This window comes from Pseudomonas sp. E102 (assembly GCF_052660185.1).
Genome location: NZ_CP084025.1, coordinates 3,671,391 through 3,694,406, shown reverse-complemented (window position 1 = coordinate 3,694,406; position 23,016 = coordinate 3,671,391). Strand labels below are relative to the sequence as shown.

At 62.2% G+C, this 23,016-nt stretch carries 20 protein-coding genes and 1 pseudogene; 10 read left to right on the top strand and 11 right to left on the bottom strand.

All coding sequences use genetic code 11. The features are described from left to right. Nucleotides 1-20: 20 nt before the first annotated feature. Nucleotides 21-1,895: an EAL domain-containing protein gene (locus DOCECA_RS16920; RefSeq protein WP_434648790.1), complete on the bottom strand. Its 1,875-nt coding sequence runs from the start codon at nucleotides 1,893-1,895 to the stop codon at nucleotides 21-23. After that, complete coding sequence (locus DOCECA_RS16915; protein ID WP_420765325.1) at nucleotides 1,892-4,183, bottom strand: GGDEF/EAL domain-containing response regulator; 2,292 nt, start codon at nucleotides 4,181-4,183, stop codon at nucleotides 1,892-1,894. Before DOCECA_RS16915 ends, DOCECA_RS16920 begins: the two co-directional genes overlap by 4 nt. A 226-nt stretch (nucleotides 4,184-4,409) precedes the next feature. On the opposite strand from DOCECA_RS16915, the gene DOCECA_RS16910 reads away from it, so the two are divergent. The 4 genes from DOCECA_RS16910 to DOCECA_RS16895 all read left to right on the top strand — a co-directional run bounded on the left by DOCECA_RS16910 (nucleotide 4,410) and on the right by DOCECA_RS16895 (nucleotide 7,557). Beyond that, nucleotides 4,410-5,777, top strand: a complete 1,368-nt coding sequence (locus DOCECA_RS16910; protein ID WP_434560399.1) for an HD domain-containing phosphohydrolase — start codon at nucleotides 4,410-4,412, stop codon at nucleotides 5,775-5,777. A gap of 211 nt (nucleotides 5,778-5,988) precedes the next feature. After that, complete coding sequence (locus tag DOCECA_RS16905) at nucleotides 5,989-6,405, top strand: NUDIX hydrolase (protein WP_434607531.1); 417 nt, start codon at nucleotides 5,989-5,991, stop codon at nucleotides 6,403-6,405. Nucleotides 6,406-6,424: 19 nt separating this feature from the next. Further along, nucleotides 6,425-7,063 carry a LysE family translocator gene (locus DOCECA_RS16900; protein WP_047230397.1) on the top strand — a complete coding sequence of 213 codons (639 nt, stop codon included), beginning with the start codon at nucleotides 6,425-6,427 and terminating at the stop codon, nucleotides 7,061-7,063. After that, nucleotides 7,060-7,557 carry a GNAT family N-acetyltransferase gene (locus DOCECA_RS16895; protein ID WP_434607527.1) on the top strand — a complete coding sequence of 166 codons (498 nt, stop codon included), beginning with the start codon at nucleotides 7,060-7,062 and terminating at the stop codon, nucleotides 7,555-7,557. Before DOCECA_RS16900 ends, DOCECA_RS16895 begins: the two co-directional genes overlap by 4 nt. A 37-nt stretch (nucleotides 7,558-7,594) precedes the next feature. Here the strand turns inward: DOCECA_RS16895 and metR are convergent, their stop codons facing one another. Then, nucleotides 7,595-8,512 (bottom strand): transcriptional regulator MetR, encoded by a 918-nt coding sequence (gene metR, locus DOCECA_RS16890; RefSeq protein WP_434607525.1) that lies wholly within the window; start codon nucleotides 8,510-8,512, stop codon nucleotides 7,595-7,597. A 193-nt stretch (nucleotides 8,513-8,705) separates the two neighbouring features. On the opposite strand from metR, the pseudogene DOCECA_RS16885 reads away from it, so the two are divergent. Both DOCECA_RS16885 and DOCECA_RS16880 read left to right on the top strand, forming a co-directional pair. Continuing rightward, nucleotides 8,706-9,290 (top strand): annotated as a pseudogene (locus DOCECA_RS16885) (5-methyltetrahydropteroyltriglutamate--homocysteine S-methyltransferase); the annotation flags it as partial. A gap of 123 nt (nucleotides 9,291-9,413) precedes the next feature. Continuing rightward, entirely contained in the window at nucleotides 9,414-10,433 is a 1,020-nt protein-coding gene (locus DOCECA_RS16880; protein WP_434648788.1) for an alpha/beta fold hydrolase, read from the top strand. A gap of 29 nt (nucleotides 10,434-10,462) precedes the next feature. On the opposite strand, the gene DOCECA_RS16875 is transcribed toward DOCECA_RS16880, so the two are convergent. Beyond that, the gene (locus tag DOCECA_RS16875) at nucleotides 10,463-11,344 is read right to left on the bottom strand and encodes a LysR substrate-binding domain-containing protein (RefSeq protein WP_434560393.1); all 882 of its coding nucleotides are present in this window, start codon (nucleotides 11,342-11,344) and stop codon (nucleotides 10,463-10,465) included. Between the two features lie 157 nt (nucleotides 11,345-11,501). On the opposite strand from DOCECA_RS16875, the gene DOCECA_RS16870 reads away from it, so the two are divergent. Then, nucleotides 11,502-13,139, top strand: a complete 1,638-nt coding sequence (locus DOCECA_RS16870; protein ID WP_434648784.1) for a 5-guanidino-2-oxopentanoate decarboxylase — start codon at nucleotides 11,502-11,504, stop codon at nucleotides 13,137-13,139. Beyond that, the gene (locus DOCECA_RS16865; protein ID WP_445570823.1) at nucleotides 13,136-14,584 is read left to right on the top strand and encodes an aldehyde dehydrogenase family protein; all 1,449 of its coding nucleotides are present in this window, start codon (nucleotides 13,136-13,138) and stop codon (nucleotides 14,582-14,584) included. The genes DOCECA_RS16870 and DOCECA_RS16865 overlap by 4 nt, the downstream gene beginning before the upstream one ends. Before the next feature lie 42 nt (nucleotides 14,585-14,626). On the opposite strand, the gene DOCECA_RS16860 is transcribed toward DOCECA_RS16865, so the two are convergent. After that, the gene (locus tag DOCECA_RS16860) at nucleotides 14,627-15,556 is read right to left on the bottom strand and encodes an AraC family transcriptional regulator (protein WP_420765315.1); all 930 of its coding nucleotides are present in this window, start codon (nucleotides 15,554-15,556) and stop codon (nucleotides 14,627-14,629) included. 326 nt (nucleotides 15,557-15,882) lie between these two features. Between DOCECA_RS16860 and DOCECA_RS16855 the strand changes: the two genes are divergently transcribed. Next, nucleotides 15,883-16,236, top strand: coding sequence for a putative quinol monooxygenase (locus DOCECA_RS16855; protein WP_420765314.1), 354 nt, complete (start codon nucleotides 15,883-15,885; stop codon nucleotides 16,234-16,236). A 41-nt stretch (nucleotides 16,237-16,277) separates the two neighbouring features. Beyond that, on the top strand, nucleotides 16,278-16,511 hold the full coding sequence (locus DOCECA_RS16850) for a hypothetical protein (protein WP_445570822.1): 234 nt from the start codon (nucleotides 16,278-16,280) through the stop codon (nucleotides 16,509-16,511). 43 nt (nucleotides 16,512-16,554) lie between these two features. Here the strand turns inward: DOCECA_RS16850 and DOCECA_RS16845 are convergent, their stop codons facing one another. The 6 genes from DOCECA_RS16845 to DOCECA_RS16820 form a co-directional block, all read right to left on the bottom strand. After that, nucleotides 16,555-17,175 carry a flavin reductase family protein gene (locus DOCECA_RS16845; protein ID WP_420765312.1) on the bottom strand — a complete coding sequence of 207 codons (621 nt, stop codon included), beginning with the start codon at nucleotides 17,173-17,175 and terminating at the stop codon, nucleotides 16,555-16,557. A gap of 129 nt (nucleotides 17,176-17,304) precedes the next feature. Beyond that, nucleotides 17,305-17,523 carry a hypothetical protein gene (locus tag DOCECA_RS16840; protein WP_420765311.1) on the bottom strand — a complete coding sequence of 73 codons (219 nt, stop codon included), beginning with the start codon at nucleotides 17,521-17,523 and terminating at the stop codon, nucleotides 17,305-17,307. A 147-nt stretch (nucleotides 17,524-17,670) separates the two neighbouring features. Beyond that, entirely contained in the window at nucleotides 17,671-18,990 is a 1,320-nt protein-coding gene (locus DOCECA_RS16835; RefSeq protein ID WP_420765310.1) for an MFS transporter, read from the bottom strand. A gap of 291 nt (nucleotides 18,991-19,281) precedes the next feature. Next, nucleotides 19,282-20,379 (bottom strand): CfaE/CblD family pilus tip adhesin, encoded by a 1,098-nt coding sequence (locus DOCECA_RS16830; RefSeq protein WP_445570821.1) that lies wholly within the window; start codon nucleotides 20,377-20,379, stop codon nucleotides 19,282-19,284. A gap of 205 nt (nucleotides 20,380-20,584) precedes the next feature. Beyond that, nucleotides 20,585-21,667 carry a CfaE/CblD family pilus tip adhesin gene (locus tag DOCECA_RS16825; RefSeq protein ID WP_445570820.1) on the bottom strand — a complete coding sequence of 361 codons (1,083 nt, stop codon included), beginning with the start codon at nucleotides 21,665-21,667 and terminating at the stop codon, nucleotides 20,585-20,587. A gap of 238 nt (nucleotides 21,668-21,905) precedes the next feature. Beyond that, complete coding sequence (locus tag DOCECA_RS16820; protein ID WP_434651161.1) at nucleotides 21,906-22,847, bottom strand: CfaE/CblD family pilus tip adhesin; 942 nt, start codon at nucleotides 22,845-22,847, stop codon at nucleotides 21,906-21,908. Between the last annotated feature and the right edge of the window lie 169 nt (nucleotides 22,848-23,016).

Sequence of the window (23,016 nt, the reverse complement as noted above, 5' to 3'; positions counted from 1 at the left end):
GGGGGTTATGACGCTGGCGCTCACGAAAACGGGTTCGGGCGTTGTTCCCATTCAGCCATCCATTGGCTGAAGGCTTGCGGTGCCACGGCCTTGCTGAAGAAGTAGCCCTGGGCTTCCTCGCACTGGTGGATCTTGAGGAATTCCAGCTGCTCCCGGGTTTCCACGCCTTCGGCAATGATGTGCAGGTTCAAACTCTTGCCCAGGCTGATGATGGTGCTCACCAGTTTCGCGTCGTTGCTGTCGATGCTCAGGTCACCGACGAACGACTGGTCGATCTTCAACACATCCACCGGAAATTTCTGCAGGTAGCTCAGGCTCGAATAGCCGGTGCCGAAGTCATCGATGGCCAGCCGTATGCCCAGATGCTTGATGGCATTGAGCGTGGCGACGGTGGTGTCGATGTTCTGCATGAGCACGCTTTCAGTGATCTCCAGTTCTAACTGTGTCGGGTCCAGACCGGTTTCCTTTAGGGTGCGCGCGATGCCATCGACGAAACCGCGCTGGCGGAAATCGATCGCCGAGACGTTGACCGACAGGTACAGCGGCCGCATGCCCTCGGCCTGCCAGCGACAGGCCTGCTGGCAGGCCTCTTGGAGCACCCACTGGCTCAGCGGGACGATCAGGCCGCTGTCCTCGGCCACGGGGATGAAATCCGACGGATAGACGAGCCCCTGATCGGGGCGATTCCAGCGCACCAACGCCTCGGCACCGACCACTTTACCGCTCGTCAGGTCGAGCTTGGGCTGGTAATGCAGCACGAACTCCTTACGCTGCAAGGCCAGGCGCAAGCCAGATTCGATGGTCTGCTGCTGACGGGCGCGGCGATTCATGTCCTCGGTGAAAAAACGGAAATCGTTGGGGCCGTTTTCCTTGACGTTGCGCATTGCCGTCTCGGCCTTTTTGATCAGCGCCACGGCATCGAAACCATCGGCCGGATACACGCTGATGCCCAGGCTCGCTGTCACCGTCAGGTCGTGACCGTCGATGGGGTGCGGGGAGTTGATAGCCCCCAGCAGCTTTTCCGCCACACCCTTGGTCAATTGTGGGTCGGCGATGTCGCCGAGGATCACCACGAACTCATCGGAGCCGTAGCGAAACACCGAGTCGGACTCGCGCACCACGGCCGCCAACGCCCGCGCCACGCGCTTGAGCATCTCGTCGCCCACCGGGTGCCCCAGCGCATTGTTGATGCGCTTGAAGCGGTCCAGGCCGATGAACATCACCGCCAACTGTCGGTCATGCCGGCGGCACTGCGCCAAGGCCTGGGTCAGGCGGTCGCCGAGCAGCATGCTGTTGGGCAGCTCGGTGAGCACGTCATATTGCAGCAGGTGGGAGACCTTGAGCAGCTCCTGGACCCGCTCTTCGATGGTGCGTTCCAGGCTGCGCATCTTGCGTGCGGCGTCCTGGGCCAGTTGCCATTTCCAGGTCATGGCGCTGGCCATCTGGCGGATTTCCAGGGTGTCGAACGGCTTCTTGAGGATCAACAACTGATCGTCGAATTCGATGCGTTCCGACATGGTCTCCCAGGAGTAATCCGAATGCGCGGTGCACAGGGCGATCTGCAGGCGCGGGTCGGCTTTCCACAGTTGTTCGATGGTCTGCAGGCCGTCCCAGCCGGGCGGCATGCGCATGTCGGCGAACACCAGGGCATAGGGCTGGCCTTCGGCCTGGGCGCGCTTGACCAGTTCCAGCGCTTCCTCGCCCTGGTAGGCCGAGTCGATCTGGAATTGCACCCGGTTCACCTGCGGCGTGCCGAACAACAGGCTCTCTGTGTCGTCCAGCGAGTCATCGTTGCCTGCGCTGGGGCTGAGGATCTTTCGAAAGTCGTGGTGAATGGCGGGCGTGTCGTCCACCACCAGGATGCGCCTGTTTGCCGGTACGGACATGGGGTTCATGGGCTGCTCTCCGATAGCTGGCTCGCCGGCCGGGTCCAGTGGTCCGCCACCGGAACGATGGCGCCCGCCTTGAGCAGGGCGGCGGCCTGCTCACTGTCCACCACAGTGCTGAAATAGTGCCCCTGGGCTTGTATCGACCCGCCGCTGGACATCAGCGTCGTGCGTTGCTCCTGGGTCTCGACCCCTTCGGCGATGATGCCGATGCCCACGTCCCGGGCGAAGTTGATGATTGCCCGCAGGGTCGTGGCGTTCTCCGGATCGGCGTTGGCGCTGTCGAGGAAGCGCTGGGCGAGCTTGAGGTGGTTCACGCGGTAAGTCTTGAGGTAATCGAAGGATGAGTACTCGGTGCCGAAGTCGTCGATGGCGACCTGCACGCCCAATTCGCACAGGCGCGGCAGCACGTCGTTATGGGTCCATTTGGTCTGGGCCAGGGTCGCTTCGGTGACGTCGAAACGCAGGTCCCAGGGCGCCAGCTCCCAGCGCGCGGTGGTACGCAGCACGTCGTAGATCAGTTCCGGGCCGGTCTTGAGCTGGGTCAGGGACAGGTCGATGGCGATCACCGGTGGCGCCATTCCCTGGTCTCGCCATTGGCGCATCTGCTGGCAGGCCTGGTCCAGGACCCAATGGCCCAGGCCGATGATGATTCCGGTTTTTTCCGCGGCCGGCATGAAGGCGGCCGGTTCCAGCCAGCCGCGCGCGGGATGGTTCCAGCGCACCTGCACGCCCATGCCGAGAATCCGGCCGGTGCCAAGGTCGACTTCCGGCAGGTAGTGCAAGTGCAACTCGTTGTTTTCGATGGCCAGGCGCAGGTCATTGGCGAGGGCGACCCGATCCGTGACCTCCTGGTTAATTTCCTCGTTGTGGAAGTGATACTGGTTGCGGCCCTTTTCCTTGGAGCGGTACAGGGCCATGTCGGATTGGGCCATCAGGCTGTCGGCGCTTGGGCTCTGCGGGGAATAGAGGCTGATGCCGATGCTCACGGAAATGCGTACGTCGTTGCCATCCAGGGAATAGGGCGCCACCAGCGTGTCGCGAATCTTGGCCGCCAGCGCGGCGCAGTGGGTCGCTTCGTGGACGTCCAGTTGCAGGATGGCGAATTCGTCGCCACCCAGGCGCGCCACCACGTCGTTTTCCCGGGTGCAGCCCTTGAGCCGCGCTGCGACTTGTTGCAACAGCAGGTCACCGATGGGGTGCCCGAGGGTGTCGTTGATCCGCTTGAAGTGGTCCAGGTCCAGGTAAAACATTGCGAAGGGCGCCGCCCCCCGACGGGCGGCCGCAAAGGCCTGGTGCAGCCGCTCGATCATGGTGGCGCGGTTGGCGAGCCCGGTCAGGCCATCGGTGCGGGCCAGCAAGGCGATCTTTTCCTCGGCCAGCTTGCGCTCGGTAATGTCGAGGATGATGCCTTCGACTTCCAGCAGCAGGCCTTGCTCGTTGCGCACCGGGATGTAGCGGTTCTCTACCCAGCGGAACGTGTCGTCGCCAGTGCGCATGCGAAATTCGATGGAGGCACCCGCGGTGTCGCGGTCCAGGACGCGCACCATGGCTTCGTCGACCTTGGCCTGGTCGTCGGGGTGGATCAAGGTTTGCGCCCAGTCCGGCGAGCTGATCAGGCGCGCCGCGACATGGCCGAACTTGGTGATGTTGTGGGAGATGTACATCAATGGAAAAGGCGGCTCGCCGCGCAGGCGATAAAGGATGGTCGGGCTGTTCTGCACGATGATGTTGGCGTCGGCCAGCTCCCGGGTGCGTTCTTCCACTGCCCGTTCGAGCATGTCCATTTTCAACGCGGCGTCTTCGGTCATCTGCCATTTGACGGTCAAGGTGCTCGCCATCTGGCGAATCTCGATCGCATCGAAAGGTTTCTTCAGGATCAGCAGGCGGTCGCCCAGTTCGAGACGGTCGGCGATGTCCTCCCAGGAATAATCCGAGTAGGCCGTGCACAACGCCACCTGCAACTTGGGGTCGGCGCGCCACAGCCGCTCGATGGTTTCCAGGCCGTCCCAACCCGGCGGCATGCGCATGTCGATGAAAGCCATGGCGAACGGTTTGCCCTGGGCAAGGGCGGTTTCGACCTTGTTCAGGGCTTCCATGCCCTGGAACGCCGATTCGAGCTCGAAGCTCTGGGCGCAAACCACCACGGGGGCGCCGAACAAGGCTTCTTCAGCATTGCTCAGGCTGTCTTCGGGCGCTGCGTGGGGGCTGAGAATCTTTCGAAAATCCTCATGGATCGTCGGCGTGTCATCAACGATCAGTATCCGCCGATTGGATCTTTCCATCGGCAGGCTCATGGCCGTGCACCGTCGAGATGCTGACTACGGAACCGTGGGTACATCTGATATCCCTTTCGCTGGCATGAGTATTCGGCCTGTACTTGGCCCTTCATGGGGTACAGCATAGTCGGCTCGTCGGAAGCGCGAGGTGAGTGATGGCGAATTGTGTCTAAATTTTCGCAATCTACTAGCCTGTTTTTTGGGGCTAAGGTAGAACGGTTGTCGATGACAGGAGGGGGTTCCAATGGAAGATCAAGCGCCGGGCGTTCCGGCAACAAAGCCGACGGTGTTGTTGGTAGATGACGAAGAATCGATCCTCAACAGCCTGCGTCGGCTGTTGCGCAGCCAGCCGTACGAAATCCTGGTGGCCGACAGTGGCGCCAAGGCCCTGGAAATTCTCAAGGAGCGGCCGGTCGATCTGGTGATGACCGATGCGCGCATGCCCAACATGGACGGCGCCACGCTGCTGGCGGAAATTCGCAAGCTTTATCCTTCGACATTGCGCATCCTGCTCACCGGTTATGCCGACGTGGACATGATGACCAAGGCTATCAATGAGGGGCAGCTCTACCGCTACCTCAGCAAGCCCTGGAATGACGAGGAGTTGGTGCAGGCCCTGCGCCAAGCCCTGGCCCACCAACATTCGGAGAGCGAGCGTCAGCGCCTCGAAGCCCTGAATCGTGAGCAGAACCAGCAACTCAAGACCCTCAACGCCACCCTGGAAAAACGCGTGGCGTCGCGGACCGCCGAGCTGCAGCAGACCGCCGACATGCTCGACCTGGCCTATGAAGAGCTCAAGCGCAGCTACGTGACCGGCACCGAGGTGTTCTCGCTGATCGCCAACCTGCGCCTGCCCAAGGCCAAGCAGACCAACCGGCAGATCATCGAACTCATCCGGGTCTATAGCCGGCTCAATTTCCTCGACGAGTCCACCGACCGCGACCTGACCATGGCCGCCGCGCTCTACAACATCGGCAAGCTGAGCTGGACCGATAACATGATGGTCACGCCGGCGGACATGCTGCATCACAGCGAACTGGAGCTGTACCGCGCCTATCCGAAGCAGAGCGAATCGCTGCTGATGACCCTGGACCCGATGAAGGACGCGGCGCGGATCATCCTTCATCACCAGGAACGTTGGGACGGCAGCGGATTCCCCGATCACTTGAAGGGCGAGGCGATTCCGTTCGGCTCGCGCCTGTTGAAACTGGCGGTGGATTTCATCGAGTTGCAGCGCGGGTTGATCCTGGAGCGGCAGATGAACAGCGACGAAGCGCTGGTCTACATCCGCAAATACGCCGGCAAGCTGTACGACCCGAACATGGTCGAAGACTTCATCAAGGCCTGTGGCGAATACCTGGAAGACGTGACGCTGTCCGACCCGACCGTGAAAGTCACCAGCACCCGTGAACTGGAGGCAGGCATGGTTCTGGCGCGCAACCTCAATGCCGACAATGGCATGCTGCTGCTCAACGCCGGAAAAGTCATGAGCGGCCCGCTGATCGAAAAGCTCATCGCCTTCGAAGCAATGGAAGGGGCGCGGTACAGCGTGTTCGTCAAGATCCCAGAGGAGGAGGCGGATCCTTCGGCGCCGAAGCCTATCTTGGGGTGACCGGGGTCTGACAGACCCGCTATCCCTTGTGGGAGCGAGCTTGCTCGCGATAGCTGAGTATCAGTCGAATATTTCTCGACCGACATACCGCAATCGCGAGCAAGCTCGCTCCCACAGAGGCACTGCGTCGATTTTCAGTCCGGCGCCAGGCTTTGCTCCCGCCGCTTTGATCTGTAACCTGCCCGGCATTTTCCGCCCGAGGCCCTTGTACATGACCACCCCTCTGATCCGCATCGCCGCCGCCCTGCTCATCGGCCCGGACGGCCGGACCCTGCTGGTGCGCAAGCGCGGCACCCAGGCCTTCATGCAACCCGGCGGCAAGATCGAAGCCCATGAGCAACCGATCCAGGCCCTGGCTCGGGAATTGGACGAGGAACTCGGGCTCAGGATCGATCCGGCCCAGGCCCGTCATCTGGGGCAATTCAGCGCGCCGGCCGCCAATGAGCCGGGATTTATCGTGCAGGCCGAGGTGTTTTTGCTGGAGACCGATGCAGCGGTTTCCCCGGCTGCCGAAATTGAAGAGGTGCGTTGGATCGACCCTTGCCGCGACAGCGAATTACTGCTGGCGCCGTTGACAGGCGAAGTGATCCTGCCGTTTTATCGAACCCACTGCCTCTCGACCTGCTGATTCAAGGAGCGACGCCTTCATGATCCCCTTGCCGGACCTGCTGATTTTCGCCGCCGCCGCGTTGCTGATGGTGCTCACGCCCGGCCCGAACATGATCTACCTGATTTCCCGCTCGATCTGTCAGGGGCGCAAGGCCGGCGTCACTTCTTTGTTGGGCGTGGTGGCGGGGTTCTTCGTGCACATGTTCGCGGCGGCGGCGGGGCTGACGGCGGTGTTCCTCGCGGTGCCCATGGCCTATGAAGTCCTCAAGTGGGCCGGTGCGCTGTACCTGCTGTGGCTGGCCTGGCAAGCGGTGAAACCCGGCGCCCGCTCGCCGTTCCAGGCCCAGCAATTGCCAGCGGATTCGACCCGCAAGCTGATCACCATGGGCTTTCTCACCAGCGCCCTGAACCCGAAGATCGCGGTGTTCTACCTCTCGGTGTTCCCGCAGTTCATCAGCCCGGAGCACGGTTCACTGTTCACCCAGAGCATCATCCTCGGGCTGACCCAGATCAGCGTCAGTTTCAGTGTCAATCTGCTGATCGCACTGTTCGCCGCCGGCATCGCCTCATGGTTCGTCCACAACCCGACCTGGCTGGCGGCGCAACGGTATTTCATGGGCTTCGTGCTCGGTGCGCTGGCCCTGCGGTTGATGCTTGAGCAACGGCGTTCGGCGTGAGCATCCGACGGCTGAAGGCGGGTGACGCCCAGAACTATCGGGAGTTGATGCTCCAGGCCTATGAATTCCATCCACAGGCCTTCACTTCCAGCGCCAGCGAACGGGCGACGCTGCCCATCAATTGGTGGGAGTCGCGCCTGACCAGCCGGCTCGAAGTGATCCTCGGCGCGTTCATCGCGCACGAGCTGGTGGGTATCGTCGGCCTGGCCCTGGAGCCTCGGCTGAAGGCGCGGCACAAGGCGACGCTGTTCGGCATGTACGTCGTCGAGGCCCATCGTCACGCCGGGCTCGGCGAACAGTTGATGCGGGCCGCCCTCGACGAAGCCCGTCGCCATCCCTTCCTGCGCCTTGTGCAATTGACCGTCACCGCCGGCAACGACCCGGCCATTGAGCTTTACCAGCGCTGCGGCTTTCTGTTGTATGGCCTAGAGCCGATGGCGATTCGCGTGGGGGACGAGTACCTCGACAAGATCCATATGTGGCTTGAACTCTGATCTCACCGCAAGTTTGAGTGATGGAGCTTTGTAGCAATTACCGCACCGCGCTGACACCGTCGAGTGTGGAAAACGACGTGTCCTTTGCCGTCAGCAGAAAGTCGCGCATATACGGCGCGTCGAGCATGTCGGTGCGCACCGCCGCGTAGAGCGTGGCGAACAAACCTTTTTCCCCCAGCCGCTTGGCCTTCACGTAGCCCCGTGAGCTGTATTCATGCAGCGCCCAATGGGGCATGCCGCAGACGCCACGGCCGCTGGCGACCAGTTGCATCATCATCACCGTCAGCTCGGACGTGCGCACCTGGGCCGGTTCGGTGTCGGCCGGTTCGAGGAAGCGGGTGAAGATGTCCAGGCGATCGCGTTCCACCGGATACGTGATCAGGGTTTCGCTGATCAGGTCTTCGGGCACGATGTAGGCCTTGCCCGCCAGCCGATGCTGGTTGGCCACCGCCAGCATCGCCTCGTAGGTGAACAGCGGCACGTAGGTGATGCCCGCCAGTTCAAGGGGATCGGAGGTGACGACCAGGTCCAGGTCGCCACGGGCCAGGGCCGGCAGCGGGGCGAAGGCGAAGCCCGAGGCCAGGTCCAGCTCGACTTCCGGCCAGGCATCGCGGAACTGGTCGATGGTGGGCATCAACCACTGGAAGCAGCTGTGACACTCGATGGCCATGTGCAAACGCCCGGCGGTGCCGCCCGCGAGCCGCGCGATGTCCCGTTCGGCGCTGCGCAGCAACGGCAGGGTGGCGTCGGCCAGTTGCAGCAAGCGCAGGCCGGCGCTGGTGAAGCGTACCGGTTTGGTCTTGCGCACGAACAACTGCATACCCAGGCGTTCTTCCAATTCCTTGAACTGGTGAGAGAGGGCAGACTGGGTCAGGTGCAGGCGTTCGGCGGCTTCGACCAGGCTGTCGGCTTCGCGCAGGGCGTGCAGCGTCTTGAGGTGACGGAGTTCAAGCACCGGATTTGCTCCATGAGTAAAACTTGTGATCAACACGAAAAGATTGAGTTTGTCTCATGTGGGGCTGGCTGTCGACAATGGCGTCATCTTTTACAAGGAGGACATTCCCATGGCCCTGGCCCATACCCTCGGTTTTCCCCGCATCGGCGCCGACCGCGAATTGAACGACCTGGAAGCTGATTGGAAAGGTACGCTGGGCTGGGAGCGGCTGTTCGACGAAATCGACGAAGCCCACGCCCAGGGCCATCGGGTCAAGCCTGCAGTCATCGGCCCGCTGACGTACCTCTGGCAGGGCAAGGCCAATGACGGCGACATTGACAAGCTCGACCTGCTGGAGCGCCTGCTGCCGGTCTACGGTGACGTCCTCAATCGTCTCAAGGCCCAAGGCGTGGAGTGGGTGCAGATCGATGAACCGATCCTCACGCTCGACCTGCCCCTGGCCTGGCGAAGCGCCTTCGAGCGGGCCTATCACATCCTTCAGTACTCGCCGCTGAAAAAGTTGGTGGCGACCTGCTTCAATGGCCTGGACGACAACCTCGGCCTGGCGGTTAGCCTGCCGGTGGATGGCCTGCACATCGACGCCGTGCCCGCCCCAGACCAACTGGGCCGGGTGCTGGATCGCCTGCCGACCTACAAGATCCTCTCGGTGGGCCTGGTCAATGACCGCGATGCCTGGCGTTGCGAATTCGAGCAGGCGCTGGCGCAGTTGCGCCCGGCCCAGGAACGGTTCGGCGACAACCTTTGGGTCAGCGTCGCCAATGGGCTTGAACCATCGCCGGCCTATGGCTTCACACAACCACTCGGCAATCTTCATCAAACTGTCACGCAACTGTGGCAGCGCGCTTGAACGAACTTCATCAGACTCGCGCTCTACTGGGGTTCTGCGTTTTGGTGTTTGTTCATGCGTGTATTCATTTTCCTGGCCGCCTTGTTGTGCGGCTTGCCGTCGTTGGCGGCTTCTCGTTGTGATGTCAATGTCGCGACCCAACGGGTCGACCTGGATCAGGTAAGCCTGGCGTACCAGAGCATCGGGCGGGCGTCCGACCCTGCGTTGCTGCTGGTGATGGGCTTGGGTGGGCAGTTGATTCATTGGCCGGATGAAGTGGTGGTGGCGCTGTGCGAACAGGGTTTTCGGGTGATCCGCTACGACAACCGGGATGTCGGGCTCTCCACCTGGCGCCAGGCGCCCGGCAGCGCCAACCTGACATTCGAAGCGTTGCGCTACAAGCTCGGCCTGCCCGTGGCGGCGCCTTATTCGTTGACGGACATGGCCGCCGATGGCCTGGGCTTGATGGACGCCTTGCAGGTGCAAAGCTTCCATGTGTTGGGCGTCAGCATGGGTGGGATGATCGCCCAGCACATGGCCGCCATGGCGCCTCAGCGGGTCGAGAGCCTGACATTGCTCATGACCAGCTCCGGCGCCGCGGGCTTGCCGGCGCCCAGTGAAACGCTGGTGCAATTGTTGTCGCGTCGCAGTGCGCCGAACCGTGAAGTGGCGATCGAACAGCAGGCCGACCTGCTGGCCGCGCTGGGCAGCCCGATGGTGGTCGACGATCGACAGGCTCTACTGCACCAGGCTGCGGTGGCCTACGACCGGGCCTTCAACCCCGAGGGTGTGAAGCGCCAGATCATGGCGATCATGGCCGAGCCAAGCCGGGTGGCGCTGCTCAATCAGCTGCAGGTGCCGACGTTGGTGGTCCACGGCACCGCTGATCCCTTGTTGCCGGTGATGCATGGGGTGCATCTCGCGGCGCATATTCGCGGCAGCCGGTTGAAGCTGATCCCGGGCCTCGCCCATCGCTTTCAAGAGGCCTTCAAGGAACCATTGCTGGGGGCGGTGCTGCCCTATTTGCAGCAGCACCGCGAAGACACCTCGCACTGGGCGCAGATCGAGCCGGCGCAGGCGCCGAATGTGCTCTAACTGACACCGGGGGTGCTGCAGTGGCGCTACTACCGTGCTTGGGCCTGCTCCACCAACCAGTCCATTAGCTCCTGCAACTGGCCCGACACCTGCGGCCGGCGCGGATAGACCAAGTGATAACCCAGCCCGGTCCTGACCTTCAGTTCGAACGGCATCACCAGCCGGCCGGCGCTGAGGTCTTCGCCGATCAGCGACCAGTCGCCAATCGCCACGCCGGTGCCTTGGGAGGCCATGGACATCGCCAGGTCCAGGGTTTCGAAATGCTGGCCTTTGCTGACGTTGCTCAAACGCACGTCGGCCGCGGCCAGCCAGGCGTTCCAGTCGCGCTCGTCGGTGGTGGGATGCAGCAGCAGGTGTTGTTGCAGATCGAGGGGTGAATTCAACGGGACCGGACCTTCCAGCAAGGGGCGCGAGCACACCGGTGTAAGCTGTTCGTCGAACAAGTGCAGGCAGTCAAGCGAGGCGTCGGGCGGCGGGCCGTAAACCACCGCCGCGTCGAATGCCTCACGCTGGAAATCCACGCCGTGCCGGACCGTGGTGGTCAGCTCCACCGGCACGTCCGGGCGCTCTTTTTGCCATTGCAACAGGCGCGGCAGCAGCCAGCGCATCACACAGGTCGGGGCCTTGAGCTTCAGGGTCTGGCGCTTCTCGCCGATCTGCTCGACCGCCTCGCCGATCAGGCCGAACACCTGCTGCACCCGGGGCAGCCACGCCTGGCCCTCGGCGGTCAGGCTCAACCCGCGTGCCTGGCGCTGGAACAACGCATAACCCAGATGATCCTCCAGCCCTGCGATCTGCCGGCTTACCGCGCCCTGGGTGATGTGCAGCTGTTCGGCGGCGCGAGTGAAGTTGCAGCACTGGGCCGTGATCAAGAAAGTATGCAACGTCGGCAGCGGTGGGAGTCGTTTCATCTGGATCCAAGCCATGACGTGAGGACATGGCTAGTATGACTTTTTATCCATTGTTGCCGCTACGGCCTGGCCGTCCAATAACGCCATTCCCTCAGAGCAAAAGCGGCCCGCAGGTGTCGTGCGGGGTCCTTTTCAAGACAACAAAAAGGCAATGGCAATGGCGACGTGCGGCGAAGTATTGGTCAAGTTACTGGAAGGCTATGGCGTGGAGCAGGTGTTCGGCATTCCTGGCGTACACACCGTGGAGTTGTATCGCGGGCTGGCCCGTTCAAGCATCCGCCATGTGACGCCGCGCCATGAACAGGGCGCCGGCTTCATGGCCGACGGCTACGCCCGTGTCAGCGGCAAGCCGGGCGTGTGCTTCATCATCACCGGCCCGGGCATGACCAACATCACCACTGCCATGGGCCAGGCCTATGCCGATTCGATTCCGATGCTGGTGATCTCCAGCGTGCAGTCGCGCAGCCAATTGGGCGGTGGGCGCGGCAAGCTGCATGAGCTGCCGAACCAGAGCGCGCTGGTGGGCGGGGTCGCGGCGTTTTCCCACACGCTGATGTCGGCCGCCGAATTGCCGGGTGTGCTGGCCCGGGCCTTTGCCCTGTTCCAGGCCGGGCGTCCGCGGCCGGTGCACATCGAGATTCCGTTGGATGTGCTCGTTGAACAAGCCGATGACCTGCTCGCCAGCACGCCAGTGAGCATCAATCGCGCCGGGGCCGCGCCCAGTGCCGTGGAGCAAATGGCAGCCTTGCTGGCGACGGCCCGGCGGCCGTTGGTGCTTGCCGGAGGGGGGGCGATGGACGCCGGGACTGAATTGACCGAACTGGCCGAACGCCTCGGCGCCCCCGTGGCGCTGACCATCAATGCCAAGGGCCTGCTGCCGTCCCGTCATCCGTTGCTGATCGGTTCCACCCAGAGCCTGGTGGCCACCCGTGCCCTGGTGGCCGAAGCGGATGTAGTGCTGGCGATCGGCACCGAGCTGGCCGAGACCGATTACGACGTCACCTTTGCCGGCGGCTTCGAGATTCCCGGTGCGTTGTTGCGCATCGACATCGACCCCGACCAGACCGTGCGCAACTACGCGCCAAGACTGGCGCTGGTGGCCGACGCACAAAGTGCTGCGCGGGCATTGCTCGATGCGTTGAAGCGCGGCGTGTCCGGCGCGAGAGACGACAGTTGGGGAGCGATTCGTGTCGAACGGCTGCGGACCGAACTCGATCAGCAATGGGACGTCCCGACCCGCGCCCAGACGGTGTTCCTCGATACGGTATTGCAGGCCTTGCCCGACGCGGTTTTCGTTGGCGATTCCACCCAGCCGGTCTACACCGGCAACCTCACCTTCAATCCCGAACGCCCGCGCCGCTGGTTCAATTCGTCCACCGGCTACGGCACCCTCGGCTACGCGTTGCCGGCGGCCATTGGTGCCTGGCTGGGTGGTGTCGACAACGGCCATGGCCGCCCGCCCGTGGTGTGCCTGATCGGCGACGGTGGGTTGCAGTTCACCCTGCCGGAACTGGCCAGCGCGGTGGAAGCGCGCACGCCGGTGATCGTGCTGCTGTGGAATAACCAGGGCTACGAAGAGATCAAGAAATACATGGTCAACCGCGCCATCGAACCGGTGGGCGTGGACATCTACACGCCGGATTTCATCGGCGTTGCCAAAGCCCTGGGGTGCGGCGCCGAGACGATCGACGGCGTGCATTCCCTGCGCAGCGCATTGCTGGCCGCCAGTCACCGCCAGGGTCCGACGTTGCTCGAGATTGACCAGGCGCGCTGGATGGCGGAGGTGGCCGAATGAATTTCCCGACGACGCAAGACGGCCTGTACATCAACGGCGAGTGGTTGGCGGGCGATCAACCGCTGCGGGTGATCAACCCCGCGACCGAGGCGCTGCTGACCACTGTTTACGGCGGCGATGAATATGCCGTGGATCAAGCCTTGGAGGCCGCTACCCAGGCTTTCGGCCCGTGGTCGAACACCTCGGGTGCCGAGCGCGGCGCGGTGCTTCGGCGTATTGCTGCCAGCGTGCGGGATGCTCGTGAGCGGCTGATGCATTTGCAATCGAGCAACAACGGCAAACCGTTGTTCGAAGCGGCCATCGACGTCGACGATGTGGTCGCGACCTTCGAGTACTACGCCGGTTTGGCCGAAGAACTGGACGCTCGTCAGGACGGTCCGCTGGCGTTGCCCAGCGATGATTTCTGCGCACGTCTACGCCGCGAACCTTGTGGGGTGGTCGGCTTGATCGTGCCGTGGAATTTCCCGATGGTCACCACCGCCTGGAAACTTGCCCCGGCCTTGGCCGCCGGCTGCTGCGTGGTGCTCAAGCCTTCGGAAGTCACGCCGCTGCCGGAGCTGGCGCTGGCCTCGGTCATCGCCGAATGCGGCTTGCCCGATGGCGTGTTCAACCTGGTCTGCGGCACGGGGTTGGCGGTCGGGGCGCCGCTGGCGTCCGACCCGCGCGTGGCGAAGATTTCCTTCACCGGCAGCAACGCGGTGGGGGTGCAAGTGATGCAACGGGCGGCGGAAACCGTGAAGGGCGTGAGCCTGGAGCTGGGCGGCAAATCGTCCTTGCTGGTGCTGGCCGACGCCGACCTGGACCTGGCGGTGGAGCTGGCCTGTGGCGGCGGTTTCTTCAACGCGGGGCAGATGTGTTCGGCCACCACTCGGGTGTTGGTCGCCGATGAGCTGGCCGATGAATTCGTGCGACGGCTCAAGGCGCGGGCCGAGGCGATCCGCGTGGCCGATCCATTCGATCCGGACGTGGAGATGGGCTCGCTGGTCAACCAGGCGCAATACCAACGGGTGCTCGGTCACATCGATCGAGGCGTGAGCGACGGCGCAACGTTGGTGTGCGGCGGTCAACGACCTGCGCATCTGCAACGCGGCTTTTTTTTACAGCCAACGATCTTCACCGACGTGCCCCTCGACAGTGCGCTGTGGTGCGAGGAGATCTTCGGGCCGGTGTTGTGCGTGCGTCGTTTCGGCCACCCGGAAGAGGCGATTGCCCTGGCCAATGACAGCCGTTTCGGCCTGGTGGCGAGCGTGGTCAGCCGCGATGCCGAGGCGGCCGGGAAGGTCGCCGACGCCTTGCAGGCGGGGCTGGTGTGGATCAACGCACCGCAAGTGATTTTCCCCCAGGCCGCTTGGGGCGGCTACAAGCAGAGCAGCCTGGGTCGTGAATTGGGACCTTGGGGACTGGCCGCGTTCCAGGAAATCAAACACGTGATCCGGGCGGTCTGAAGGATGCGAAGCCGAGGCGGCTAATGCCGTGCAAATCCAGGATCAGACAGTCATCCGCAACCGCGCCAGATCCCGCAACGGCGGCGCGCCAAACAAGCGGCTGTACTCCCGGCTGAACTGCGACGGGCTTTCATACCCCACTCGATACCCCGCCGCCGACGCTTCCAGCCCTTCGGCCAGCATCAACCGTCGAGCCTCCTGCAAGCGCAATTGCTTTTGGTATTGCAACGGGCTCATGGCCGTCATGGCCTTGAAGCGGTGATGCAAGGTCGAAACGCTGAGGTTGACCTCCCGAGCGAGGTCATCGATGCGCAACGGTTGTTCGAAATGGCCGTTGAGCCATTTGATCGCCTGGCTGATGCGATGGCTCTGGCTATTGGCAATGGCGATTTCATACAACCGATAGCCTTGCGGGCTGCGTAGCAGGCGGTAAAGGATTTCCCGGCGCACCAGGGGCGCGAGCATGGCGATGTCTTTTGGCGTATCGAGCAGGCGCGTCAGGCGTAGCACCGCGTCGAGCATCGGCGTGTCCAGGCGTTCCACATACAGGCCACGGCCGGCCGGGCGAGTCGGCACGCCCAGGGGGCCGGCATCGGCGATCAGCGCGGTGATTTCCGCCGGGTCGATGTCCAGGCGCAGCGCCAGGATCGGCTGCTCGGGCGAGACGTCGGCGATGCAACCGCTCAATGGCATCGAGACCGAGACCACCAGGTAATGCAGCGGGTCATAGTTGAAAAATTCGTCCGCCAGGCGCACCTGCTTGCTGCCCTGGGCCATGATGCACAGCGCCGGTTGCGCCAGCACCGGGGCAAACTTGTGTGGCTGGCTGTGGCGCGACAGGTTCAGCGAGCCGATGGCCGTGGCGTAGCTCCCGTCCTCGCTGGTGTTGCGGTCGATGATCGAAGCCAGCTCGGCGCGCTGCTGTTCCAGGTACGTGTCCAGCGGGGCGTGGGCGTGATCGAGTGGCGACATGCCGGGATCCTCATGGCGAAGGGAGCGATAGGACAAAGCATATGTTTGTGCAAGGCATGGCGGTAGTCACATCCTGTTGAAAGCTTGCCTGATCCTGCAAGGCGGGGGGTGAAGGGCTGTGCAGCCTGGCCGAAACTTGCTTGAAACCTTTTGTTTCAACTCCCGGCAATTCCCACCCATCAGGGACGGATGGGTGAATTCCCAGCCGCAGAATCGTGCAATGAGTCGGCAGGAATCGACTAACGAAGCTGGCGGCAGCGCGCTTAACCTTTGATCCTGTCGCAGCCTGTCCCCGGCTGCCAACGGATGACCTGGGAGGGTTGAACATGACTACACAGATCCCCGTCAGTCACATGGCTTTTGTCCGGGCCCGCGCCGGTTGCTCCAAGCCATTGGGCGCACGCCTCAGCAGCTTGATCGTACCTTCGCGCCAGGCGCCCGGTTGCCTGCACTTTGCCTTGCAACAATCGCAATGCGACGCCGATTTGTGGCTGGTGTCCGGGCTGTGGGTCAACCAACAGGCGATGGACGCTTATTTCAACTCACCGGCCATGGCGATCTTCGCCCAATTGGTGCAAGACCTGGTGGTCAGCAGCCTGGACTTCCACACCTTTCGGGAAGTGTCCGCCGCCCAGGCGACCGAAGGGTGCATGGCGAAGGTACACAAACTGGCCGGTTGAAGGTTTAATGACAGGCATTTCCCACCGCCAGGATGCGAAGTATGGCACGCAAAGCCTTTGAAACTTTTGAAGCTGTTTCCGCTGTTGTTCCCAAGGAAGGTGGCGGCTACTACGCAGCCATCGCCACCAAGGCCATCGGCAGTGCCGAGAAGCCGCGTTTCAATAAAGTGCTCGAAGAGCAGGCCTTCGAGACCGCTTTCAAAGCCGATGAAGCGGCTGCCCAGCAGTTGACTCACCTCAAGGGTGTCGACGACGAAGGCGGATTGGTCTGGTAAGCAGCATTTCAAGGATTGCCACAAGTGATCTCACCGCCCATCCTTATCGCGGGCGATGCATCTTGAACAACGCCTCCGGCCCCAGCTGGAAGTAATCCGCCGGCCCGCCGCCGCGCAAGATCGGCTCGGCGGCGGCGGTGTCGTAGACGCCGTCCTTCAACAGCCACTTGGCGATGTGAACGGCGACCACTTCGCCCAGAATCAACCAGCTCGGCACAGGCGCCTTGTCCGCTCGCTGCAACTGGATGATCTGCGTGACCTTGCATTCGAAGGACACTGGACTCTCGGCGACGCGCGGCACCTGGATGATCCGCGATGCCGCCGGCGTCAGGCCCGCCAGCTCGAATTCGTTGACCTGCGGCGCGACCATCGCGCAGCTCTGGTTCATCTGCTCGGCCAGTGGGCGCGTGGCCAGGTTCCAGGCAAATTCACCGGTCTGTTCGATGTTGTTGAGGCTGTCTTTGCGACCGACGCTGGAGAAGCCGATGATCGGCGGAACGTAGTTGAAAGCGTTGAAAAAACTGTAGGGCGCCAGGTTCAGGCGGCCTTCGCCATCTTGTGACGAGATCCAGCCAATCGGCCGGGGGCCGACAATGGCATTGAACGGGTCGTGGGGCAGGCCATGGCCTTGGGCGGGTTCGTAGTAGTGAATGTCGTCGGGCATGAAGGAGGTAGGTCCGGTGCGTGTCAGAAGGATCCGACGATAGTGCAGCGCCCTGACCCTTTTGTCAGCACCACAAAAAACCTGTGGGAGGTTGCTCGCTCCCACAGGTCTTGGTGTTGCCGGTTGGGATCAGTTGGTCGACGCCGCATCGCTAGGGTCGGAGCCGTCGGCAGCCACGGTGGGCTCGATGGCGTGGTTCTCGTCCTTCTTGGCAACGACGGCGGAACCGGCGCGCTCATGGCTGCTGGCGATGAAAGCGGCCGTGCCGGTCCGCTCGAAGCCGTCGTCGGCGAACGCGCTACTGGCCAGTGCGGTGAGGGTCAGGGCGAAGATCAGTTTGGTTTTCATGGTCATACTCCAAGCATCGATAGTTGATGAGCGCGAGGGTGGAGTGCAGCCATTAAGTGGAAATTAATGTAGGAAATGACGCCGTCCCGGAACGACGAAAGGGGCGAACCTGTGCAGGTTCGCCCCTTTTTTTGTACGACTGGCCTGTCAGTCAGTCACGATCCGCGAGTGTTTGCGGGTGTCCTTCATGGTGATGTACACCAGCAGCGAAACCGCGATGCACGCCGTCACGTACCAGTAATAGCCGGTCTCCATGCCGATGCTCTTGAACCACAGCGCGATGTATTCAGCGGTGCCGCCGAAGATCGATACGGTCAGTGCGTAGGGCAGGCCGACGCCCAGGGCGCGGATTTCGGTAGGGAACAGCTCGGCTTTCACCACCGCGTTGATCGAGGTGTAGCCGCTGACGATGATCAGCGCGGCCATGATCAGGAAGAACGCGCCCCACCAGGTCTCGATGGTGTGCAGGGTGGTGAGGATCGGCACGGTGAACAGCGTGCCGAGGATGCCGAAGGCAATCAGGATCGGCCGACGACCGATCTTGTCCGAGAGCCCGCCGATGACGGGTTGCAGGCACATGAACAGGAACAGCGTGGCGGCGGAAATGGTGGTGGAGTCGGAGATGCTCATGCCCACCGTGTTCACCAGGTATTTCTGCATGTAAGTGGTGTAGGTGTAGAAGGCCAGGGTGCCACCCATGGTCAGGCCGACCACGGTCAACAATTCCTTGGGGTGGCGCATCAGGGTGCGCATGGCGCTTTCCTTGGCCTTTTCCTTCTTGGTGAACGACTCGGTTTCTTCCATGCCGCGACGCAGGTACAGCGCAACGATTGCACACAGCGCGCCGATGGCGAACGGGATGCGCCAGCCCCAGGCGTACAGCTGCTCGGTGGTCAGCAATTGTTGCAGCACGATCAGCACGCCGAGGGCGATGAGCTGGCCGGAAATCAGCGTCACGTATTGGAAGCTGGAGAAGAAACCGCGACGTTCCTTGGTCGCCATTTCACTCAGGTAAGTCGCCGAGGTGCCGTATTCGCCACCCACCGACAGGCCCTGGAGCAAGCGGGCGAACACCAGCAGAATCGGCGCGCCGACGCCGATGGTTTCGTAACCGGGGCTCAGGGCGATGATCAGCGAGCCAAAGCACATCAAGTACACCGAGGCCATCAACGCGCGTTTGCGACCGGCGCGGTCAGCGTACAGGCCCATCAGCCAGCCACCGATGGGACGCATCAGGAAGCCGACGGCGAAGATCGCGGCGGTGTTGAGCAATTGGGCGGTGGTGTCGCCCTTGGGGAAGAAGGCTTTGGCGAAGTACAGCGAGAACGCGGCGTAGACGTACCAGTCGTACCACTCGACCATGTTGCCGACCGAGCCACTGAAGATCGACTTGATCCGGCTGGCGGTGGTTCTTTCACGGGCGGGCGCGGCAGCCGACCCAATGGGAAGGGCGTTTGAGTTATCCATTGAAGGATCCTTCGTTTAATTGTTTTTGTGGAGCGCGTAGGAACGCAGCCTGCCAGGGCTATAGCAGGAGCTGTGCCAGGTGGAAGAAGGCCGGTCTAGAGGGGATGTGGCTGTTTAGTGAGCGGAAATCCGCTTATTGCAGCCAGGGGTGTGGGCGGGGATCCGCTTATCAACAAGAAATGGGTTGGCTTCATCGCGAGCAGGCTCGCTCCCACATTCGCCCGGTATCCACAAATTCAGTGTGGGAGCGAGCCTGCTCGCGATGAGGCCAGTCCAGACACCACCGATGCCTCAGGGCGAAGAGGTTGAGGGCGTAAATTCCAACTTCAGCTCCCCCCGGTACTGCCCGGAGTTCTTGTCGATCTGATTGAACGGCGGCGTGTCCAAGGTGATGGGCCAGGGCGTACACACCACTGGATACGGCACATTGGGCAGCTTCACGGCGCGGATTTCCGCATTGTTGATGCCGTTGAAACTCACTGGTTGCCCGGACACATGCTGCGTCTCGCCGAGGTTGGCGGTGCGGGTGCGCACCTTGTATTCGATGCGGTCACGCTCGCCGCTGCCGCCGGACGTATGGCGGACGAAGAAGCGGCCCTCCATGCCGGGCACGGGGTTGGTGCCGGTGACACGGATTTCATAACTCTGGCTGTTGGCGTTGTAGCCGTCGTAGAGGCAGGCATCGACCACGGACCGGCCGGAGACGATACCGCCCGGGGCGGTGCTCAACGGGCGAGTACGCAGGTTGAGGTCCACCTGCGGCGTGCTGATGCCGTAGGCGGGCAGGTAGATCTGCATGTTGTCGCGGTCGGTGACGTCCAGCTTGAAGTCGACGGTGAAAGTTCTGGCGGCGCCAATCGGCTCCGAGTAATAGCGCTTGAGCTTGATGATCAACTTCGCCGACCAGATACCACCTGAAGGTAGCTTGGCGAGTTCTGATTGAGGGATCCAGACAGTCGACGCGGTGCCCGTGGTTCTGACCTCGTCGCACCAGCCTGACCCGGTTGCGTTCAGTACGTAGTCCTTCTCCCAGATTCCGCAACTGCTGTTCAGCGCATGCATGCGGGTGACGTAACCCTTGACCGACAAGACAGTCGACAGGCCGCTACGTCTCTCGGTAAACCGCAGCGGAATGTCTGTGATGCCATACCTCCCTGTATCGCCTCTGGTCTGGCATTGGCCGTTGGCTGGGTTGGTATCGGACAAACAAACGAAGTGCATGGTCGTATAGCCTGCGCCTGGCAAATCTTGCTCTTTCCAGCCATGGACCATTCGGGTCCAAAGGTAGTGATCGGCCGGTGGCGCCGAACGGTCAAAGTTGAGTATCACGGACTGATGATGGTCGCTGGGGATGATGTCCCCAAGCGTCGGCAATGCGGTGGCTGCCACGATGAGCGCGCTCAGCCGGCGGGCCCAACGGGTAAAAAATTGTGTTCATTGCGGGCTCTTATGACTGCATTGTTGAATGGAAATAATCGGCGGCTCCACCGGCCCCATCGCGAGCAGGCTCGCTCCCACATTCGCCCGGTATCCACAAATCCAGTGTGGGAGCGAGCCTGCTCGCGATGAGGCCAGTCCAGGCACCACTAATACCTCAGGGCGAAGAGGTTGAGGGCGTGAACTCCAGCTTCAACTCGCCCCGGTACTGGCCGGTGTTCTTGTCGATCTGGTTGAAGGCAGGCGTGTCCAAGGTGATAGGCCAAGGCGTACACACCACCGGAAACGGCACATTGGGCAGCTTCACGGTGCGGATGTCCGCATCGTTGATGCCGCTGAAGGTCACCGGTTGCCCGGACACATGCTGCGTCTCGCCGAGGTTGGCGGTGCGGGTGCGCACCTTGTATTCGATGCGGTCACGCTCGCCGCTGCCGCCGGACGTATGGCGGACGAAGAAGCGGCCCTCCATGCCGGGCACGGGGTTGGTGCCGGTGACACGGATTTCATAGCTTTGGCTGTTGGCGTTGTAGCCGTCGTAGAGGCAGGCATCGACCACGGACCGGCCGGAGACGATACCGCCCGGGGCGGTGCTCAACGGGCGAGTACGCAGGTTGAGGTCCACCTGCGGTGTGCTGACGCCGTAGGCGGGCAGGTAGATCTGCATGTTGTTCTGGTCGGTGACGTCAAGCTTGAAGTCCACCGTAAAGGTATTGGCCGCGCTGATCGGTTGCGAATTGTACCGCTTGAGTTTCAGGATCATCTTGGCGGTCCAGATGCCTCCGGTGGGCAGTTTGGCGAATTCTGACTGGGGCACCCACATCGTCGTGGCCGTCCCCTCCGATCGCTGGGTAAGGTCATCTTCGTCTTCATTGCAGTAGACGGGTGATGTGGTGGTCAGGACGAATTGACGGCCATCCCATACCCCACCGCAGAGGTTGAGCGGATACCTGCGCTGGAGATAGCCTTTGACCACAAGGACATGGGTAAGACGGCTGCGTCGCTCGGTAAAGCGTAACGGGATCTCGGTAGTGCCCAGCCTGCCAAAGGACGACGTATGGCATTGGCCCGTTGCCGGGTCCGTGCTGGAGAGGCAGACAAAATGCATGTTCGTATAACCGGCGCCCGGTATGTGCTGTTCGCTCCAGCCGTGGACCATCCGATTCCAGAGGTAGTGATCGGCGGGCGGCGCCGAACGGTCGAAGTTGAGCACAACGGATTGGTAGTGGTCGCTGGGTACCACGCCCGCTAAGGCGGGTAACGGAGTGACTGCGACGATGAGCGCGCTCAGCCGGCGGGCCCAACGGGTAAAAAATTGTGTTCATTGCGGGCTCTTATGACTGCATTGTTGAATGGAAATAATCGGCGGCTCCACCGGCCCCATCGCGAGCAGGCTCGCTCCCACATTCGCCCGGTATCCACAAATCCAGTGTGGGAGCGAGCCTGCTCGCGATGAGGCCAGTCCAGGCACCACTAATACCTCAGGGCGAAGAGGTTGAGGGCGTGAACTCCAGCTTCAACTCGCCCCGGTACTGGCCGGTGTTCTTGTCGATCTGGTTGAAGGCAGGCGTGTCCAAGGTGATAGGCCAAGGCGTACACACCACCGGAAACGGCACATTGGGCAGCTTCACGGTGCGGATGTCCGCATCGTTGATGCCGCTGAAGGTCACCGGTTGCCCGGACACATGCTGCGTCTCGCCGAGGTTGGCGGTGCGGGTGCGCACCTTGTATTCGATGCGGTCACGCTCGCCTCTGCCGCCGGACGTATGGCGGACGAAGAAGCGACCCTCCATGCCGGGCACCGGGTTGGTGCCAGTGACGCGAATCTCATAGCTCTGGCTGTTGGCGTTGTAGCCGTCGTACAGACAGGCATCAACCACGGACCGCCCGGAGACGAAGCCGCCCGGGGCGGTACTCAACGGGCGGGTGCGCAGGTTGAGGTCGACCTGCGGCGTGCTCATGCCGTAGGCGGGCAGGTAGATCTGCATGTTGTCGCGGTCGGTGACGTCCAGCTTGAAGTCGACGGTGAAGGTGTAGGGGTTTTGATGTGAGTGATACATCTTGAGCTTGAGGATCATTTTCGCCGTCCAGATGCCTCCGCTGGGCAGCTTGGCGAGTTCCGATCCGGGGATCCACAGGGTGGTAGCTGTTCCTTCTGATCGCTGCCGACGGTTATCTTCGTCCTCGTTGCAATAAGTGGGTGATGTGGTGGTTAAGACAAACTGACGGCCATCCATTACTCCATCGCAAGCGCTGAGGGGGTACTTGCGCTGGAGATAGCCTTTGACCACGAGTACGTAGCTGAGACGGCTGCGCCGCTCGGTGAAGCGCAGAGGTATGTCGGTCGTCCCGAGCCGTCCATACGAGGATGTATGGCATTGTCCCGTTGCCGGATCCGTGTTGGACTGGCAGACAAAATGCATGTTCGTGTAACCGGCGGCCGGAGCCAAGGACTGCTCACTCCAGCCATGGAGCATCTGTCTCCAGAGGATGAGATCGGGAGGTTGTGTCCCTCGGTCGAATTTGTCGACCACGGATTGGTAGTGATCGCTGGGATGGACGCCTGCGAAGGCTGGTAATGCGATGACCGCA

Coding starts and splice junctions, on each gene's coding strand:
- DOCECA_RS16860 (WP_420765315.1), bottom strand. CDS start 15,556: ATGTCGCCACTCGATCACGCCCACGCCCCGCTGGACACGTACCTGGAA.
- DOCECA_RS16870 (WP_434648784.1), top strand. CDS start 11,502: ATGGCGACGTGCGGCGAAGTATTGGTCAAGTTACTGGAAGGCTATGGC.
- DOCECA_RS16855 (WP_420765314.1), top strand. CDS start 15,883: ATGACTACACAGATCCCCGTCAGTCACATGGCTTTTGTCCGGGCCCGC.
- DOCECA_RS16820 (WP_434651161.1), bottom strand. CDS start 22,847: ATGCATTTTGTCTGCCAGTCCAACACGGATCCGGCAACGGGACAATGC.
- DOCECA_RS16915 (WP_420765325.1), bottom strand. CDS start 4,183: ATGAGCCTGCCGATGGAAAGATCCAATCGGCGGATACTGATCGTTGAT.
- DOCECA_RS16905 (WP_434607531.1), top strand. CDS start 5,989: ATGACCACCCCTCTGATCCGCATCGCCGCCGCCCTGCTCATCGGCCCG.
- DOCECA_RS16880 (WP_434648788.1), top strand. CDS start 9,414: ATGCGTGTATTCATTTTCCTGGCCGCCTTGTTGTGCGGCTTGCCGTCG.
- DOCECA_RS16850 (WP_445570822.1), top strand. CDS start 16,278: ATGGCACGCAAAGCCTTTGAAACTTTTGAAGCTGTTTCCGCTGTTGTT.
- DOCECA_RS16845 (WP_420765312.1), bottom strand. CDS start 17,175: ATGCCCGACGACATTCACTACTACGAACCCGCCCAAGGCCATGGCCTG.
- DOCECA_RS16865 (WP_445570823.1), top strand. CDS start 13,136: ATGAATTTCCCGACGACGCAAGACGGCCTGTACATCAACGGCGAGTGG.
- DOCECA_RS16900 (WP_047230397.1), top strand. CDS start 6,425: ATGATCCCCTTGCCGGACCTGCTGATTTTCGCCGCCGCCGCGTTGCTG.
- DOCECA_RS16875 (WP_434560393.1), bottom strand. CDS start 11,344: ATGAAACGACTCCCACCGCTGCCGACGTTGCATACTTTCTTGATCACG.
- DOCECA_RS16840 (WP_420765311.1), bottom strand. CDS start 17,523: ATGAAAACCAAACTGATCTTCGCCCTGACCCTCACCGCACTGGCCAGT.
- DOCECA_RS16920 (WP_434648790.1), bottom strand. CDS start 1,895: ATGAACCCCATGTCCGTACCGGCAAACAGGCGCATCCTGGTGGTGGAC.
- DOCECA_RS16910 (WP_434560399.1), top strand. CDS start 4,410: ATGGAAGATCAAGCGCCGGGCGTTCCGGCAACAAAGCCGACGGTGTTG.
- DOCECA_RS16835 (WP_420765310.1), bottom strand. CDS start 18,990: ATGGATAACTCAAACGCCCTTCCCATTGGGTCGGCTGCCGCGCCCGCC.